The 17,891-nt window shown below is 55.7% G+C and carries 18 protein-coding genes; 12 read left to right on the top strand and 6 right to left on the bottom strand.

The genetic code is table 11. The features are described 5' to 3' along the window. Positions 1–50 precede the first annotated feature (50 nt). A complete protein-coding gene (locus tag BFV65_RS06850; RefSeq protein WP_014169305.1) occupies positions 51–320 on the top strand; it encodes a GrxA family glutaredoxin in 270 nt (89 codons plus the stop codon). A gap of 30 nt (positions 321–350) precedes the next feature. Here BFV65_RS06850 and BFV65_RS06845 read toward each other — a convergent pair whose 3' ends face one another. Beyond that, entirely contained in the window at positions 351–725 is a 375-nt protein-coding gene (locus BFV65_RS06845) for an inner membrane protein YbjM (protein WP_069596395.1), read from the bottom strand. Between the two features lie 274 nt (positions 726–999). Between BFV65_RS06845 and BFV65_RS06840 the strand changes: the two genes are divergently transcribed. From BFV65_RS06840 to arsC, 4 genes are all read left to right on the top strand, one after another. Continuing rightward, positions 1,000–2,685, top strand: a complete 1,686-nt coding sequence (locus BFV65_RS06840; protein WP_001024855.1) for an aspartate:alanine antiporter — start codon at positions 1,000–1,002, stop codon at positions 2,683–2,685. A 950-nt stretch (positions 2,686–3,635) separates the two neighbouring features. Further along, complete coding sequence (locus BFV65_RS06830; protein ID WP_022650686.1) at positions 3,636–3,956, top strand: metalloregulator ArsR/SmtB family transcription factor; 321 nt, start codon at positions 3,636–3,638, stop codon at positions 3,954–3,956. A 40-nt stretch (positions 3,957–3,996) separates the two neighbouring features. Beyond that, complete coding sequence (locus BFV65_RS06825; RefSeq protein ID WP_069596394.1) at positions 3,997–5,286, top strand: arsenic transporter; 1,290 nt, start codon at positions 3,997–3,999, stop codon at positions 5,284–5,286. 12 nt (positions 5,287–5,298) lie between these two features. Beyond that, entirely contained in the window at positions 5,299–5,724 is a 426-nt protein-coding gene (gene arsC, locus BFV65_RS06820; RefSeq protein ID WP_023299678.1) for a glutaredoxin-dependent arsenate reductase, read from the top strand. Between the two features lie 27 nt (positions 5,725–5,751). On the opposite strand, the gene BFV65_RS06815 is transcribed toward arsC, so the two are convergent. Continuing rightward, the gene (locus tag BFV65_RS06815) at positions 5,752–6,303 is read right to left on the bottom strand and encodes a TetR/AcrR family transcriptional regulator (RefSeq protein ID WP_032624580.1); all 552 of its coding nucleotides are present in this window, start codon (positions 6,301–6,303) and stop codon (positions 5,752–5,754) included. An 82-nt stretch (positions 6,304–6,385) separates the two neighbouring features. On the opposite strand from BFV65_RS06815, the gene BFV65_RS06810 reads away from it, so the two are divergent. After that, on the top strand, positions 6,386–7,600 hold the full coding sequence (locus tag BFV65_RS06810; protein WP_023299676.1) for an MFS transporter: 1,215 nt from the start codon (positions 6,386–6,388) through the stop codon (positions 7,598–7,600). Further along, positions 7,590–8,402 (top strand): Cof-type HAD-IIB family hydrolase, encoded by an 813-nt coding sequence (locus tag BFV65_RS06805; RefSeq protein WP_022647558.1) that lies wholly within the window; start codon positions 7,590–7,592, stop codon positions 8,400–8,402. The genes BFV65_RS06810 and BFV65_RS06805 overlap by 11 nt, the downstream gene beginning before the upstream one ends. Before the next feature lie 524 nt (positions 8,403–8,926). Here the strand turns inward: BFV65_RS06805 and BFV65_RS06800 are convergent. After that, on the bottom strand, positions 8,927–10,159 hold the full coding sequence (locus BFV65_RS06800; RefSeq protein WP_069596393.1) for an MFS transporter: 1,233 nt from the start codon (positions 10,157–10,159) through the stop codon (positions 8,927–8,929). Positions 10,160–10,326: 167 nt separating this feature from the next. Here BFV65_RS06800 and BFV65_RS06795 point away from each other — a divergent pair, with 167 nt between their 5' ends. From BFV65_RS06795 to deoR, 3 genes are all read left to right on the top strand, one after another. Further along, positions 10,327–11,055, top strand: a complete 729-nt coding sequence (locus BFV65_RS06795) for a phosphatase PAP2 family protein (RefSeq protein WP_023299675.1) — start codon at positions 10,327–10,329, stop codon at positions 11,053–11,055. Between the two features lie 7 nt (positions 11,056–11,062). Beyond that, positions 11,063–11,671 (top strand): undecaprenyl-diphosphate phosphatase, encoded by a 609-nt coding sequence (gene ybjG, locus BFV65_RS06790; protein ID WP_022647555.1) that lies wholly within the window; start codon positions 11,063–11,065, stop codon positions 11,669–11,671. A gap of 67 nt (positions 11,672–11,738) precedes the next feature. Next, complete coding sequence (deoR, locus tag BFV65_RS06785; RefSeq protein ID WP_022647554.1) at positions 11,739–12,497, top strand: DNA-binding transcriptional repressor DeoR; 759 nt, start codon at positions 11,739–11,741, stop codon at positions 12,495–12,497. 86 nt (positions 12,498–12,583) lie between these two features. On the opposite strand, the gene dacC is transcribed toward deoR, so the two are convergent. Then, positions 12,584–13,789 (bottom strand): serine-type D-Ala-D-Ala carboxypeptidase, encoded by a 1,206-nt coding sequence (gene dacC, locus BFV65_RS06780; RefSeq protein ID WP_023299674.1) that lies wholly within the window; start codon positions 13,787–13,789, stop codon positions 12,584–12,586. A 243-nt stretch (positions 13,790–14,032) separates the two neighbouring features. Here dacC and BFV65_RS06775 point away from each other — a divergent pair, with 243 nt between their 5' ends. Continuing rightward, on the top strand, positions 14,033–14,659 hold the full coding sequence (locus BFV65_RS06775; RefSeq protein WP_032624583.1) for a glutathione S-transferase family protein: 627 nt from the start codon (positions 14,033–14,035) through the stop codon (positions 14,657–14,659). On the opposite strand, the gene BFV65_RS06770 is transcribed toward BFV65_RS06775, so the two are convergent. Both BFV65_RS06770 and bssR read right to left on the bottom strand, forming a co-directional pair. Next, on the bottom strand, positions 14,660–15,778 hold the full coding sequence (locus tag BFV65_RS06770) for a PQQ-dependent sugar dehydrogenase (RefSeq protein WP_069596392.1): 1,119 nt from the start codon (positions 15,776–15,778) through the stop codon (positions 14,660–14,662). A 106-nt stretch (positions 15,779–15,884) separates the two neighbouring features. Then, on the bottom strand, positions 15,885–16,268 hold the full coding sequence (gene bssR / locus BFV65_RS06765) for a biofilm formation regulator BssR (protein ID WP_063149500.1): 384 nt from the start codon (positions 16,266–16,268) through the stop codon (positions 15,885–15,887). Between the two features lie 217 nt (positions 16,269–16,485). Here bssR and rimO point away from each other — a divergent pair, with 217 nt between their 5' ends. After that, a complete protein-coding gene (rimO, locus tag BFV65_RS06760; RefSeq protein WP_069596391.1) occupies positions 16,486–17,811 on the top strand; it encodes a 30S ribosomal protein S12 methylthiotransferase RimO in 1,326 nt (441 codons plus the stop codon). Positions 17,812–17,891 lie beyond the last annotated feature (80 nt).

Raw genomic sequence — 17,891 nt, 5'->3', positions numbered from 1 at the left:
TGCACTATAGGGATTATTCGCCGTCAGGCTTGTTTTTTGAGGAGAGAGAAATGTTTGCAGTAATTTTTGGTCGTCCAGGATGCCCTTACTGTGTGCGCGCGAAAGAGCTGGCTGAGAAACTGACTGAAGAACGTGATGATTTCAACTTCCGTTACGTGGATATCCACGCGGAAGGCATCAGCAAAGCCGATCTGGAAAAAACCGTGGGTAAACCGGTTGAAACCGTGCCGCAAATCTTCCTCGATCAGAAACACATCGGAGGCTGCACCGATTTCGAAGCGTACGCCAAAGAGCACCTGGGCCTGTTTGCCGCTCAGTAATGCTAAGACGCCCTCACCCTGAGGGCGTTTTTATTTATGATGCTTCCGCTGTTGCAGCAGGCTGCGCATAAATAAGAAACAGAGCGCCCCCAGCGCACACCAGAAAACGCCACTTAGTAGCCACGCCACTTCCTGCCAGACGCTTCTCGACGAGAGAAACAGCACGCGCATCAGAAGCAGGCAGAGGGGCGCCGCAAGGATGGCCCCCAGCAGCGGCATTACCACCTCGCCTTTGCGCGAGAGAAAACTGGCCACTACCCCCGGCAGGATGAAGAACAACAGGCCCAGCTCGGGATGACCGGACGCTCTGAAGGCGCCCTTCACATTAAAAGCAAGCGACATGCAAACGACCGTAAACAGCAAAAAGCAGCTGATTACGCCAACCCAGTTTCGTTTAAATTTCAAACTATCCTCCTGACTTATCTCTATCAAATACAAAAATCGTCCGGTGGACGCCCAGTCAGATAAAGCATTGCGGCAATCCTTGCCAAAGCACGCACACAAGTCGTGCGATAATAGGTGGCTGTCGGTAGCTATTACGATTAAACTAACCGCCTGCTAGTGTTTAGGGTATTTATCAGGAAGCAGGGAGGTGCAAAGTGATTCCCTGACTCTGAAAACAGTAGCCCAAATAGTCCTTTCATTCAACAACTTACTGGTAAACAAGAAGTTAGCCTCCGTGAATATAAACGTCGCAGACTTGTTAAATGGGAATTACATCCTGTTATTATTTGTGGTACTGGCACTGGGCCTTTGTCTGGGTAAATTGCGCCTGGGTTCAGTTCAACTTGGTAATTCCATTGGCGTTTTAGTCGTCTCCCTGTTATTAGGTCAGCAACATTTCAGTATTAACACGGACGCGCTTAACTTAGGTTTCATGCTGTTTATTTTCTGCGTTGGCGTGGAAGCCGGTCCGAACTTTTTTTCCATTTTCTTCCGAGACGGCAAAAATTATCTGATGCTGGCGCTGGTGATGGTCGGCAGCGCCCTGCTGATTGCGTTAGGGCTGGGCAAACTGTTTGGCTGGGACATCGGCTTAACGGCCGGTATGCTGGCAGGCTCGATGACCTCCACGCCGGTGCTTGTTGGCGCGGGGGATACGCTTCGTCATTCTGGCATGGCAGGCACGCAGCTTTCCGCCGCGCTGGATAACCTGAGCCTGGGCTATGCCCTGACCTATCTGATTGGTCTGGTGAGCCTGATTGTTGGCGCGCGCTATCTGCCAAAACTTCAGCATCAGGATCTCCAGACCAGCGCCCAAACCATTGCCCGAGAGCGTGGTCTGGATACGGACTCCAAACGTAAAGTTTACCTGCCGGTGATCCGCGCCTACCGCGTCGGGCCAGAGCTGGTTGCCTGGACCGACGGGAAAAACCTGCGCGAGCTGGGGATTTACCGTCAGACCGGCTGCTACATCGAACGTATCCGTCGTAACGGCATTCTGGCAAACCCGGACGGTGACGCGGTGCTCCAGATGGGCGATGACATCGCTCTGGTTGGTTACCCGGACGCCCACGCGCGTCTCGATCCGAGCTTCCGCAACGGGAAAGAAGTGTTCGACCGCGACCTGCTGGACATGCGTATCGTCACCGAAGAGATTGTGGTGAAGAACCACAACGCCGTGGGCCGCCGTCTGGCGCAGCTGAAGCTGACCGACCACGGCTGTTTCCTCAATCGCGTGATCCGCAGCCAGATTGAAATGCCTATCGACGATAACGTGGTGCTTAATAAAGGCGATGTGTTGCAGGTCAGCGGCGATGCCCGACGTGTTAAAACCGTTGCCGACCGTATCGGCTTTATCTCGATTCACAGTCAGGTGACGGACCTGTTAGCCTTCTGCGCCTTCTTCATTGTTGGCCTGATGATCGGAATGATCACCTTCCAGTTCAGTAACTTTAGCTTCGGCATCGGTAACGCTGCCGGTCTGCTGTTCGCCGGGATCATGCTGGGCTTCCTGCGAGCGAACCATCCCACCTTCGGCTACATCCCTCAGGGAGCGCTGAACATGGTGAAAGAGTTCGGTCTGATGGTCTTTATGGCGGGTGTCGGCTTAAGCGCCGGGAGCGGCATTGGCAATGGCCTGGGTGCGGTCGGCTGGCAAATGTTGGTTTCCGGACTTATCGTCAGCCTGGTACCGGTAGTCATCTGCTTCCTGTTCGGCGCCTACGTGCTCCGCATGAACCGCGCCCTGCTCTTCGGCGCGATGATGGGCGCGCGCACCTGCGCACCGGCAATGGAGATCATCAGCGACACCGCGCGCAGCAACATCCCGGCGCTGGGCTATGCAGGCACCTACGCCATCGCAAACGTGCTGCTGACGCTGGCAGGTACGCTGATCATCATTATCTGGCCAGGACTCGGATAAATCTCAAGATTGCGTGTGGCTGAAAAAATTTTCGTTACGCGCAGAACTTTTTACGCAGGGTGCAGTCATAACTAGTGCCACTGCTTTTCTTTGATGTCCCCAATTTGTGGAGCCCATCAACCCCGCCATTTTTGGTTCAAGGTTGATGGGTTTTTTGTTTCCTGAAATTAATACCCTTCCCTATCAATTACTTATAACACTACCTTATTTTCCATGGCGGTATAGCTGATCTTCTTGCGCGGTTAAATTTTGCCTGGTCAATATCTTAAAAGAACAACGATTGAGCGTAGATATGATCGGGTTTGAACTTCGATACAGGCAGCTGGCATAAGCTGGAACGAATTAATCCACCTGATGACAGGAAAAGGAATGAAGGCTTCATCCGGGGATAGCGGCAGAAGTCTACATAAAGCTCGCTCACCACTCCAATTTCGTAATCGCTCTTCTGAAACCGGAATTTATTTAGGTCCCATGTATGCGTTCACATATCGCGTGCAATAGTATTGAGGTTATTGACGGTGGATATCACTACCCTTGCCCGTAAATGGGGCTCAAGACTACTTAAGGCCGTCTGGTTTGTGTTAATTAGCTTCCTGGCAGGACGTATGCTGGGTCCTTCAACAGCTTATATTAACCACGACGTTGCAACTGCTATTTGCGGCTTCATCTATGGTGATATTAATGCGGAGACAATGTACGAAACATATACAAATATTGATATTTTGATTCTGTTAACATCTGCAACGATCGTCTGTCTCATAACATTGAAGATATTCAACAAAACCAGGAATCATTAATCTTCTAATCCCGCCCTGTCTGTGGCTCAAAGACGACTGCTCAATGTAATGGTACTTCACTGAGGACATTTATTTGCCCTTATTGCCCTTCCCTCACTCGCCACAAACATATATGATTTAATGTATATGACAAAAACCACGCAGGATCGCCAGATGCTTCACCCCGTTCAGCTCTTCAAAACCCTCTCCGACGAAACGCGCCTCTCCATCGTCATGCTTCTGCGTGAAGCGGGCGAGCTGTGCGTCTGCGATCTCTGCTCCGCTACCAACGAGCCGCAGCCGAAAGTCTCCCGCCATATGGCCTTACTGCGCGAGGCCGGGCTGGTCATCGATCGTCGTGAGGGTAAATGGATCTACTACCGTCTCTCTCCCAACATGCCCGCGTGGGCGGCAACCGTTATCGATAACAGCTGGAACTGCCTGCGAGAAGAGACACGTATGAAGCTGAAAAACCGCCTCCCGGGCTCGTGCTGACCAAAACACATTCACAAAAACAGATATAACGGAGTAAAAGATGTTTCTGGCAGGGGCTATTTTTCTGTTTACGCTGGTACTGGTTATCTGGCAGCCCAAAGGGCTCAGTATCGGCTGGAGTGCCACCATTGGCGCCGCGCTGGCGCTGGCGAGCGGTGTGATCCACGTTAACGACATTCCGGTGGTCTGGAACATCGTCTGGAATGCGACGGCCACGTTTATCGCGGTAATCGTTATCAGTTTGCTGCTGGATGAGTCCGGTTTTTTCGAGTGGGCGGCGCTGCACGTTGCTCGCTGGGGAAACGGTCGCGGGCGGTTGCTGTTTACCTGGATCGTGCTGCTGGGTGCGGCCGTGGCGGCGCTGTTCGCCAATGACGGTGCGGCATTGATCCTGACGCCTATCGTTATCGCCATGCTGCTGGCGCTGGGGTTCAGCAAGCAGGCCACGCTGGCGTTCGTGATGGCGGCGGGATTTATCGCCGATACCGCCAGCCTGCCGCTGATTGTCTCCAACCTGGTCAACATCGTCTCAGCGGACTTCTTTAAGCTGGGCTTTAGCGAATACGCCTCGGTGATGATCCCGGTTGATATCGCCGCAATTGCCGCGACGCTGGTGATGCTGCATCTGTTCTTCCGCAAGGAAATACCGCCGGAATATGACCTGGCAAAACTCCGCGAGCCCGCACGGGCCATTCATGACCTGCCGACGTTCAGAACGGGCTGGATCGTGCTGCTGCTACTGCTCGTCGGATTCTTTGTGCTTGAGCCTCTCGGCATCCCCGTCAGCGCCATCGCGAGCGTGGGCGCGCTGATTTTGTTTGTCGTCGCAAAACGCGGGCACGCTATCAATACCGGAAAAGTGCTTCGCGGCGCACCGTGGCAGATCGTTATCTTCTCGCTGGGAATGTATCTGGTGGTGTATGGCCTGCGCAACGCCGGGCTGACAGAGCATCTCTCAGACGTTCTGGATCGCTTAGCCGGTTATGGACTCTGGGCCACCACGCTGGGCACCGGATTCATCACCGCCTTGCTGTCATCCATAATGAACAATATGCCAACGGTACTGATTGGCGCGCTCTCAATTGATGGCAGTTCGGCAACAGGTTTGATAAAAGAGGCGATGATTTACGCGAACGTGATTGGCTGCGATCTGGGGCCGAAAATCACCCCCATCGGTAGCCTGGCCACCCTGCTCTGGCTGCATGTACTGGCGCAGAAAAACATGATCGTTTCCTGGGGCTACTATTTCCGGACGGGCTTGATAATGACGCTGCCGGTCCTGTTTGTAACGCTTGCCGCGCTGGCGTTACGTCTCTCCGTTACACTGTAGTGAGTACCTGATATGAGCAACATTACCATTTACCACAACCCGGCCTGCGGCACGTCGCGCAATACGCTGGAGATGATCCGTAACAGCGGTACGGAACCCGAAATTATTCTCTATCTTGAGAACCCACCGTCGCGTGATGAACTGACCAGGCTGATTGCAGACATGGGGATTCCCGTGTGCGATCTGCTGCGCAAAAACGTCGAGCCTTACGAGCAACTGGGCCTTGCCGGGGGAAATTTCACCGATGACCAGCTTATTGATTTCATGCTGCTATACCCCATTCTGATTAACCGTCCGATTGTGGTGACGCCGCTGGGTACACGTCTGTGCCGCCCTTCTGAAGTCGTTCTCGACATCCTTCCGGACGCGCAAAAAGGGGCATTTACAAAGGAAGATGGCGAAGTCGTCGTTGACGCCAGCGGGAAAAAAATCTCCTGACATCAGGCGTGGCCGGGGCGAGCGCTATCAGACGGTATCCTCGCCTGCAATCCGTCCCACTATCGCCCGGATCTCCTCCCGGGTTAACGGCGACCGGTCGGTTACAAAATGCAGCGTCATCCCCTCGATAAACGCATCCAGCGCACGGGCGGTGGCCGGATCAAACCACTGCTCAAGCGTAGTCTGGCTCATCTTCATCCAGTCCTGCATCACCGTTTTCAGCGCGGCGCTGCGGTGCATAAAAGCGTACAGCTGATACATCAGCGCCATATTGTGTGGCGTGGTCACGGCTGAACTGTGGATCAGCGTGGTAATGGCCTCGCACGCCCTCTCCCGCCCGGTCACCCCCGCGAAGAAATCCCGGTACTGCTGAGACATCTGCTGCGTAAACCACGTGAACGCCTCCTCCAGAAGCGACTCCATCCCGTCGAAATAGTAGGTCATCGACCCCAGCGGTACGCCTGCGCAGGTGGCAATTTTGCGGTGCGTGACGGCATGAATACCGTGCTCAGCTATGGTGTCCAGCGTCGCCTGGAGTATCTTCTCGCGGCGGTTAGGGTCGTTTGGTGGTCTGCTCATAAAATCCTCATCCGGTTTATGTACAAATGTACACAAAGTTGCTAGTGTTGTCGCTATTGTTGTACTTCTGGTGCTGATCCCAATGACGCTAACTTCTCCTCGCAAAGCCCTGCATCTGCGCATGTGGGCGCTGTTTATGTTCTTCTTCATCCCCGGGCTGCTGATGGCTTCCTGGGCAACGCGCACCCCGGCAATCCGCGATACGCTATCCGTCTCGACGGCGGAGATGGGGATCGTGCTGTTTGGCCTGTCGATTGGCTCGATGAGCGGCATCCTCTGCTCGGCCTGGCTGGTGAAGCGCTTTGGCACGCGCGCGGTGATCCGTACCACCATGTGCTGCGCCGTGGTGGGAATGTTCGCTTTGAGCGTGGCGCTGTGGTTCGCCTCGCCGCTGATGTTTGCCCTTGGGCTGATGGTATTTGGCGGCAGCTTTGGTGCGGCTGAAGTGGCCATTAACGTCGAGGGGGCCGCCGTCGAACAGGCGATGAACAAAACGGTGCTGCCCATGATGCATGGCTTTTACAGTCTCGGCACGCTGGCGGGCGCGGGCGTGGGGATGGCGCTGACGGCGCTGGGCATTGCGGCCAATGTGCACATTTTGCTGGCGGCGCTGGTCTGTATTATCCCGATCCTCACCGGCATCAGGGCTATTCCCGCAGGCACAGGGCAACACGCCTCGGACGAACAGAAGTCTGCGGCAAAAGGGTTGCCCTTCTATCGTGATTTCCAGCTAATGCTGATTGGCGTGGTGGTGCTAGCGATGGCATTTGCTGAAGGCTCCGCCAACGACTGGCTACCGTTGCTGATGGTGGACGGGCACGGATTTAGCCCCACCTCCGGCTCGCTGATCTACGCTGGATTTACGCTCGGCATGACCGTCGGACGCTTTACCGGCGGCTGGTTTATCGACCGTTACAGCCGCGTGGCGGTCGTCCGTGCCAGCGCCCTGCTGGGTGGGCTGGGCATCGCGATGATCATCTTTGTGGATGTGGACTGGATTGCCGGTGTGTCGGTGATCCTGTGGGGGCTGGGCGCCTCCCTTGGCTTCCCGCTGACCATTTCCGCTGCCAGCGATACCGGCCCCGATGCGCCGACGCGCGTGAGCGTTGTGGCGACCACGGGCTACCTTGCCTTCCTGGTGGGGCCACCGTTGCTTGGATTCCTCGGTGAGCACTACGGGTTGCGCAGCGCCATGCTGGTGGTGTTAGGGTTAGTGATTATTGCCGCCCTGGTGGCGCGTGCGGTGGCAAAACCGGAAGCAGAACAAACGACAATGGAGAAGGGATATGAGCGTTAAACTGATTGCAGTCGACATGGATGGCTCCTTCCTGAGCGATGCGAAAACCTATAATCGCGCGCGTTTTCTGGCGCAGTACGCGCGCATGAAAGCGCAAGGCATCCGTTTTGTGGTCGCCAGCGGAAACCAGTACTACCAGTTGATCTCATTTTTCCCCGAGATCGCCCATGAAATTGCCTTCGTCGCCGAAAACGGCGGCTGGGTGGTGGATGCGGGCGAAGACGTGTTTAACGGCGAACTGTCGAAAGAGCATTTTCTGACCGTCGCCACCCTGTTAAACGACGTGCCCGGCATTGAGATAATTGCCTGCGGAAAAAACAGCGCCTACACGCTGAAAACGTATAACGACCTCTTCAAAGAGATTGCGGCGAAATACTATCACCGCCTTGAAAGCGTCAGCAGCTTTGACAACCTCAACGATATTTTCTTCAAGTTCGGGCTTAACGTCTCTGACGACGAAATACCGCGCATTCAGGCGCTGCTGCATGAGAAGCTTGGCGACATCATGGTGCCGGTGACCACGGGTCACGGCAGTATCGACCTGATAATCCCTGGCGTGCACAAAGCTAACGGCCTGCGGATCCTGCAAGCGCGCTGGGGCATTGAGGACAGTGAAGTGGTGGCCTTTGGCGACAGCGGTAACGACGTGGAGATGCTGCGCCAGGCTGGGTTTGGCTTCGCGATGGCCAACGCCAGACCGCATATAAAGGCTGTGGCCCGCTATGAAGCGCCGAACAATAATGACGAAGGGGTGCTGGACGTGATTGATATGGTGCTGGAGGGGAAGGCGCCGTTTAATTGATTCCGTGCGGTCTGGTGCCTTCACCCTAACCCTCTCCCACAGGGCTGAGGGTTCCCCACAAAATAATGCCTGCACAGATGGCCCCCTCTCCCTTGAGGGAGAGGGCTGGGGTGAGGGGGAACATACGGCTCTGGTGGTCATTCCGTTCACTTTATGTTCCTTGCTACTCTGTCACGACATGACCGGTGAACGTGCCAGGGTGGCTCAGTCGCCACCACCCTGGCGACCCGGGCTTCCGGCGGAAAATCGCCGCTTCGCGGTGCCTTCGGCTTATTCCTTCCGGCTTATCGGGGACGGGCGGAGGTAACATCCCTGTAAAGCCCGCCCTCTCGGCGCATCCCTGCGCCTCGCCCCGGCCTACAGGAAACGCCTCAGCGATTTACAGCCGGACCGAGGCATCGCTGAAAGCCCTCAGTTATTCTGAGGCAACGTTATCGCTTTTGCTTTCAAATTACTGGGGATCCCTCAGCCCACAGGGAGAGGGAACTGTCCCGAGCTCGCCCAGGGGGGAGAGGGAATAAGGATTACGGTTGCAGGGCATTTCCGACGCGTTTGTCCTTCAGGAACACCACCATCAGCCCTACCCACAGCACACCGTTTGCGAGATTGAACAGGCTGAAGAGCCCGTTTCCGCCAAACGCATAAGCATGCTTGCTCACCTCAATACCGACGGTGAAAATCAGCATTTGCAGCATCCCCATCGCGGCAGACACCGTGCCTTTACTCATTTCACTGGCGAACAGCGTCAGGCGCACCAGGCCAGCATTCGCCACGCCGATACCAAACGCGTAAACACTCAGCCCCGCCGTCATCCACAGGTACGTATGAGACGAGGCTACGGTCGCCACCGCCGCGATAATCAGCCCTGCCGCTATGGGCCAGCCGCCCAAAATAATCAGCGAACGCACGGTACGGCGCGACGTCAGACGCGCCAGCACCAGGTTACCGATAATCAGCGCGCCAAAAATCGGCACCTGTAACAGGCCATACTCATAGCTGCTAAGCTGTTCGCCGCTGATGATAATGACCGGCGACTGGGCAATCCACGCCAGCAGCGGCAGGCTGACAAAGCCCGTCGCCAATGCGCCCGCGACAAAACGGCCATTTTTCAGCACCGCCTTATAATCCCGCCCCAGCTCTTTAAGCGAGAGCTTTTCGCCCAGGCGGGTGGCGGTTTCCGGCATCGCACGGTGCAGGCCAAAGAAAGAGATAGCCGCAAGCGCGGCAAAGAGGACGAACATCCCCTCCCACGGCGCGACGTGAACCCATGCGGCTCCCACCAGCGGTCCAAGAAGCGGTGCAATCAGCGCCACGTTTGCCATCAGCGCGGTAATTTTGATACACACCGCCTCCTCAAACGACTCCTGAATAGCGGCATAGCCCACGGCGCCAATAAAGCACAGGCTCACGCCCTGAAGGAAACGCAGCAGCGTGAACTGCTCAATACTCTGCGCCAGCAGCGTGGCGAGACAGGTGACGATAAACCACACTACGCCCGTCAGCATCACCGGACGGCGGCCAATACGATCCGACAGCGGCCCTAACAGCCACTGTAAAAACATGCCGCCCGCCAGATAGGCGGTCATGGATGTCGGCACCCACTCAATACCTGCGTTGTACTGCTCAACCACAGCCAGCATGCCGGGCTGGATCATGTCGTTGCCGATGTAGGTAGAGAATTCGTAAAGCACCAGACACAGAGGAAAAAGTAACGCCTGACGACCCAGACGATTACCGGAAGAAGAACGGTTTATCATGCAATCTCTTTAGTATGAAAAAATCGCGATGAGTGTAATGAATTGCCGCTGTCTGAGATAGCAAATTAACGTGAAAAAACAGAAATAACGCACTTATCGTTGTTGTTTAAGGTTTCCTTAAGTTGCCCTCCCTATGATAGTGCTATTTCACGTTATTGACCGAAACTATGACACACGCCGTCAGCCCTTCAGAATTATCTAAGTTACCGACAAATAAGACAAAACGTCTTTACCGTTTGCCTGCCCGCTTTTATGGTTATCAACTTTTCGTGCTTATTGCCCTTGCGGTGCTTTTTACCTGGCTTTCGCGCGATGAATCGCTTGACCGATGGATAACCGGTTTCTGGTATGACGCAGCGGCGCATCATTTTCCGCTACAGCAAAACCCGCTGCTGGATCTGCTGAACCATCGGCTGGCGAAATATGTGACCATTGTTATCGCTGCCGCATCGCTGATTTACGGCGCTTACAAACGCAATGCCCGACTGGTAACGGCCGCGCTTCTGATGGGGCTGGGTGCGCTGGTAGTAGGGGTGCTGAAAAGCATAAGCCACCACAGCTGTCCGTGGGATCTGGTGGAATATGGCGGCAGGTCCGTTTCGTATCCCCTGTTCAGCGCCGTTCCGGCAGACAGCGGACCGGGACGCTGCTTTCCCGGCGGCCACGCCTCCAGCGGGTTTATGGTGATGGGGCTGTTTTTTGCCTTCTGGCGTGAACGTCCGCGCCTGGCATGGTCCTTTGTCGCGTCAGGCGTTGTTATGGGGCTGGTGATGGGCTTCGGGCAGGTCATGCGCGGCGCGCATTTTTTCTCTCACAACCTGTGGGCCGGGTGGTGGGTCTGGTTTTCCCAGGTGCTGGTTTACGGGCTGGTTTCCGCCCGGTTTGCTAAAGAGTAACGAGATTATGTTAGAAAATCTGAACTACGAACTGTTTTACCTGCTCAACGCCACGCCGTCGTCACCGGAATGGATGATCGATCTCGCCACCTTCATTGCGAAAGATCTGATTAGCATTGTACCGGCGCTGGCGGTGATCCTCTGGTTATGGGGACCTCGTACACAGGTCACCGCCCAGCGCCATCTGGTGATCAAAATGGCGATGGCAATTGGCGTGAGCGTGCTGGCAAGCTACGTGCTGGGTCACGCCTTCCCGCACGATCGTCCGTTTGTCGATCGCGTCGGCTACAACTTCCTGCACCATGCGCCGGATGACTCGTTCCCGAGCGATCACGGCACGGTGATCTTCACCTTTGCGCTGGCCTTCCTGTTCTGGCATCGCCTGTGGTCCGGCGTAGTGCTGATGGGCGTGGCAGTCGCCATCGCCTGGTCCCGCGTCTACCTGGGAGTGCACTGGCCGCTGGATATGGTCGGCGGTTTCCTGGTGGGGCTGATGGGCTGCGTCAGCGCAGCCATCCTGTGGAGCCTTTTTGGCCCGGCGCTTTATCGTGGATTATCACAGGCCTATCGCGTTCTGTTTGCCCTTCCGATCCGCAAAGGCTGGATACGTGACTAACCCCGGTCCGTCAGGTTACACTTGAGCCCCCGCCCTGCGGGGGCTCACTTTTTTAGCCCGAGGATCTATGGAAACACGTCGCGATGACCGCATTGCTCAGCTGCTTCAGGCGCTGAAGCGCAGCGATAAGCTGCATCTTAAGGAAGCCGCTTCCCTGCTTGGCGTGTCTGAAATGACCATTCGTCGCGATCTGAACAGCGACAGCGCCCCCGTTGTGCTGCTTGGCGGGTATATTGTTCTGGAGCCGCGTAGCGCCAGCCATTATCTGTTAAGCGATCAAAAAACACGCCTGGTGGAAGAGAAGCGCAAAGCCGCGCGGCTCGCCGCCTCGCTGGTGCAGCCGCATCAAACGCTGTTTTTTGACTGCGGTACGACAACCCCGTGGATCATCGAGGCCATCGACAGCACCGTTCCCTTTACCGCCGTCTGTTATTCGCTAAATACCTTCCTGGCTTTGCAGGAGAAACCAGCATGCCGGGTGATTTTGTGTGGCGGCGAGTTTCATGCCAGCAACGCCATCTTCAAGCCGCTGAATATTCAGGACACGCTGAGCAATGTATGCCCTGATATCGCCTTTTACTCTGCGGCGGGCGTGAATGTGAAACAGGGGGCAACCTGTTTTAATCTTGAAGAGTTACCGGTGAAACAGTGGGCGCTCAACGCCGCGCAGCAGCATGTGCTGGTGGTTGATCACAGTAAATTTGGCAAGGTCCGTCCGGCAAGGATGGGAGAACTGTCGCGCTTTGACGCCATCGTCAGTGATTGCCGCCCGGATGACGAGCTGGTGGCATACGCGAAAGCGCAGCAGGTGAAGTTGATGTATTGAGGTTATGCCGGGTGGCGCTGCGCTTACCCGGCCTACGTTCGAGCCGTTGTAGGCCGGGTAAGGCGAAGCCGCCACCCGGCAAAAACTTAGCTGAACCAGCTGCCAAACCAGCCGTGGAATTTCATTAACACAAAGTCCCACATCCGGCTGAAGAAGCCGCCCTCTTCCACCGCTTCCATTACCACCAGCGGACGCTGCTCAATAGATTTGCCGTTAAGCTGGAAATCTATCGTCCCGACCACCTGACCTTTTTTCAGCGGTGCGGTGAGCTGTGGCTCGGTCAGGGTATAGCTGGCTTTCAGGTTTTTCAGCTGACCGCGTGGAATGGTGACGGAACCCGCTTCACCCGCTCCCAGGTTCACTTCACTTTTATCACCAAACCAGACACGCTGGCTCACGAAGGTAGCGTCCGGCTTAATCGGCGTGACGGTTTCAAAGAAGCGGAAACCCCAGGTCAGCAGTTTTTCGGATTCGTTAAAACGAATTCGGTCGGTTTTCGTTCCCAGCACCACTGAGATCAGGCGCATATCGCCCTGCGTCGCAGAAGCCACCAGGTTGTATCCGGCCCCGGCAGTTGTACCGGTTTTCATGCCGTCCACGTTAACGTTACTGCTCCACAGCAGACGGTTACGGTTAGGCTGGCGGATATTGTTGAAGGTAAACTCTTTCTCTTTATGGATAGCGTACTCATCCGGCACGTCATGGATCAGCGCTTTGCCCAGCAGCGCCATATCGCGCGCGGTACTGAACTGACCCGGCGCATCCAGGCCGTGAACAGTTTTAAAAGTGGTATTGGTCAGACCCAGTTTTTTCGCGTAGCCATTCATCAGCCCAATAAATGAGTCCTGACTGCCCGCGACGTAATCGGCCAGCGCAATACAGGCATCATTTCCCGACTGAATAATGACCCCTTTATTCAGATCGGACACGGAGACCTGGTCGCCAGGCTTCAGGAACATCACGGACGAGCCGCGCAGCGCCGGGTTACCGGTCGCCCAGGCATCTTTCCCGACGGTGACCATGTCATTCAACTTGATCTTGCCCGCTTTCAACGCCTGGCCGACCACATAGCTGGTCATAATTTTCGTCAGGCTCGCCGGGTCGAGTTTTTCGTCGGCGTTACCTTCCGCCAGCACTTTCCCGCTGGCGTAATCCATCAGGATCCAGGCGCGCGCATCAACAGGCGGCGCTTCGGGCGCTGTCTGTTCCGCCGCATGGAGCGTTGGGGCAAAAAGGAAAAGCAGCGCCGAGCCTGCCGCCAGGCTGCGCAGAGAGGAAGTTTTTTGCGTCATAAATGCCACCCGAGTGTCCATTCTAAAAATCACGTCACAATCACCGTGTCGCAAGAAGCGATGAGTAATAGCGCACTACAGCCTTCAAAGAAACCTGTTCCAGGTAAAGTTTTTAAAGTTTATGCAATAACATTCAGATACGCTTTGATTGCGGTGTTTTTTTTAGCATCTGTTGCGTAATTGTTAGGTTTATCTCACCATGGCGAAAAGCTGACTCGGATTCACATCTCATCGGGAGTAAATATGATTACGCTGTGGGGCAGGAACAATTCGACCAACGTGAAAAAAGTGCTCTGGACGCTGGAAGAGCTGGATTTACCGTTTAAGCAGGTTATGGCGGGCCTGGAGTTTGGCGTGAATAAAGACGCGGACTACCTGGCGATGAACCCAAACGGACTGGTGCCGCTACTGCGCGATGACGAGACAGACGCCACGCTGTGGGAGTCTAACACCATCGTGCGATACCTCGCCGCGCAGTACGGCCAGGGTCGGCTGTGGGTAGAAAATCCAGCCCAGCGCGCGCAGGGCGAAAAATGGATGGACTGGGCAAACCAGACGCTTTCCCCAACGCACCGCGTGATCCTGATGGGGCTTATCCGTACGCCGGAAGCCGATCGTGATTATCCCGCCATTCATGCCGCCCAGGACGCGTGCGAGTCGCTGTTTGCGATGATGGACGACGAACTGGCGAAGCAGACCTGGTTCTCCGGCGACACGTTCGGCGTGGGCGATATCGCCGTCGCCCCTTTCGTCTGGAACCTCACTAACATGGGTCTCAGCTGGACCCCGCGCCCTCACCTTCAGCGCTGGATCCAGCAGCTCAGCGAGCGCCCGGCGTATCGCAACGTGGTGATGATCCCGGTGACCTGATTACGACCCGGACGGGCTGACTTTCCAAAGCTGCCCGTCCGTCTCGTCGGTCAGCACGTACAGATAACCATCCGGCCCGACGCGCACATCGCGAATTCGATGATCTTTATCCCCAAGAATGCGCCCGTCCTCCGTCACGGTATTGCCCTTCACGCTCAGCACGATGACGTCTTTCTCCTTCAGCGCGCCGATAAACAGCTTGTTTTTCCATTGCGGGAAGACGTCGCTGTTGTAGAACGCCATGCCGCTGACGGCGGGCGACACTTTCCAGACAAACAGCGGTTTTTCAGTGCCCTCAACGTGCTCGCCTTTCGCTTCCGGGATTTTCAGGCCGCTGTAGTTGATCCCGTGCGTCGCCATCGGCCAGCCGTAGTTTTTGCCTTTTTCAGGAATGTTGATCTCATCCCCGCCGCGAGGGCCGTGTTCATTAAGCCACAGCGCGTCGCTCCACGGGTTCATCGCCATCCCCTGCGGGTTGCGAATGCCGTAAGACCAGATTTCAGGCCGTGCACCGGCGGTGTTCACAAACGGGTTATCCGGCGGCACTTTCCCGTCCTCCGTCAGGCGCACCACCTTACCCTGAAGCTTATCCAGATCCTGCGCCGTCGGGCGCTGGTTGTTTTCACCTAAGCCAATAAAGAGATAGCCTTTGCCGTCGAACACCAGCCGTCCGCCAAAGTGGTTGCCAGTAGAGAGCTTCGGCATCTGTCGGAACACCACCTGGAAGCCCTCAATGCGCGAGAGGTCATCGCTCAACTGCCCGTAGCCCACCGCGGTACCCGCTTTTCCATCATCACCCGCCTCGGCGAAGCTGAGCCAGATCCGCCGTGATTGTTCAAAATCCGGGGCCAGCACCACGTCCAGCAATCCGCCCTGGCCGCTCGCCCAGACCTTCGGCACGCCAATAATCGGATCGGAGAGCCCTTTCCCTGCTTGCCAGTGCTTAAGCTGCCCGTCTTTTAGCGTGATCAGCAGCCCCTTATTATCAGGCAGAAACGCCAGCGACCAGGGGTGATCCAGCTTTGTCTGTAGCACGTCGACCTTAACCGTCTCGGGCGCCGCAAGCAGCGAAAGCGGGAATAACAGTACAGGGAGGAAAAGCAGCGAGGATCGAGGCATAACGCACTCCTTTATCGGCATATGGCTTAAAGATTAGCCACTGTTCCCGGGTGCGTTAACACTTTTACAAAAGCTTAATCAAAAGGGGGAGTTGCCTCCCCCAGGTTCAGTGTCGGGCAAGCGTTTCCGGCTTGTTCAGACACATGATGCAAAGCGCGAGCGTGGTCAGGCAGTTTTCAAGCTTCTCCGCGTTAACGGCAATAAAATTCGGGCAGTCGTGACGTCCGTTCATCAAACAGACCCCTGCGATGGAAAGCACCTCGGCGGCGCGGCGCAGCGCCACTAATTCGTTTTCAGCGCAGTGCGCTTTCAGTATGGGTGCTTTTTCACGCATGAAATTGCAAAGTTCAAAGAAATTATCACGCAGATTTTCGCTTTCGCTGACTGACATATACCCTTTCGCCTTGCGGAGTTGCAGATATGCAGCCAGGTCGATTCGGGCGTTGATCAGCTTGTTAAGCAGATCGCGTTTCAGTCTGTCAACGGACATGCTATTTCCTCCTCTGTCAGCCATGTTACCCTATTAATAATAAGGTCATTTTTTGTACAATGTGATGCCTGAGATCAATAAACGATAACTGATTAACATTCTTTACAATGTTACAACGATTGCCCGCCTCAACTGCGCCATCAAGAGTGTATAAATCCCCCGCGATACGCTGTAAAATCCCGCCCTGATAACTCCATAATTGATGAATTTTTAACCTATGAGCAATGTTACGCACCCGCCGAAAATCGGCTTTGTCTCCCTGGGCTGCCCGAAGAACCTGGTGGATTCCGAACGCATCCTGACTGAACTTCGCACTGAAGGCTATGACGTGGTGCCAAGCTACGACAACGCCGACATGGTGATCGTCAACACCTGTGGGTTCATCGACAGCGCGGTCCAGGAGTCACTGGAAGCCATTGGTGAAGCCCTGACGGAAAATGGCAAAGTGATTGTCACCGGCTGCCTGGGCGCGAAGGTGGATCAGATCCGCGAAGTGCACCCGAAGGTACTGGAGATCACCGGCCCGCACAGCTACGAGCAGGTGCTGGAACATGTTCATCACTACGTACCAAAGCCAAAGCACAACCAGTTCCTGAGCCTGGTGCCGGAACAGGGCGTGAAGCTGACGCCGCGCCACTATGCTTACCTGAAAATTTCCGAAGGCTGCAACCATCGCTGCACCTTCTGCATCATCCCGTCGATGCGTGGCGATTTGGTGAGCCGTCCGATTGGCGAGGTGCTGGCAGAAGCCAAACGCCTGGCCGACGCGGGCGTGAAGGAGTTACTGGTCATCTCCCAGGACACCTCCGCCTACGGCGTGGACGTCAAACACCGCTCCGGCTTCCATAACGGCGAGCCGGTAAAAACCAGCATGGTTGGCCTGTGCGAGCAGCTTGCTAAGCTCGGGATCTGGACGCGTCTGCACTACGTCTACCCTTACCCGCACGTTGACGGCGTGATTCCGCTGATGGCGGAAGGCAAAATCCTGCCGTATCTGGATATCCCATTACAGCACGCCAGCCCGCGCATTCTGAAGCTGATGAAGCGTCCTGGATCCGTTGACCGCCAGCTGGCGCGCATCAAGCAGTGGCGCGAGATCTGCCCTGAACTGACCCTGCGCTCCACCTTCATCGTTGGCTTCCCGGGTGAAACCGAAGAAGATTTCCAGATGCTGCTCGACTTCCTGAAAGAAGCGCGTCTGGATCGCGTGGGCTGCTTCAAGTACAGCCCGGTTGAAGGCGCAACGGCCAACGAGTTGGCGGACCAGGTACCGGAAGAGGTCAAAGAGGAACGCTGGAACCGCTTTATGCAGCTGCAACAGCAGATCTCTGCTGAACGCTTGCAGGAGAAAGTGGGCCGCGAAATTCTGGTCATTATCGACGAAGTGGACGAAGAAGGCGCGATTGGCCGCAGCATGGCGGATGCGCCTGAAATCGACGGCGCGGTGTACCTGAACGGGGAAACCAACGTCAAGCCGGGCGATATTATTCGCGTGAAGGTTGAAAACGCCGACGAGTATGATTTGTGGGGCAGCCGGGTTTAATCTTTAACCCCTCACCCCGGCCCTCTCCCCAAAGGGGCGAGGGGGAACAGACCGCACCGAGCAGTCCCCTCTCCCCTCAG

This window comes from Enterobacter hormaechei subsp. hoffmannii (genome assembly GCF_001729745.1).
Classification (GTDB): Bacteria; Pseudomonadota; Gammaproteobacteria; order Enterobacterales; family Enterobacteriaceae; genus Enterobacter; species Enterobacter intestinihominis.
Note: the sequence above shows the minus strand (reverse complement) of the source record. Positions and strands in the feature narration are given on the sequence as shown.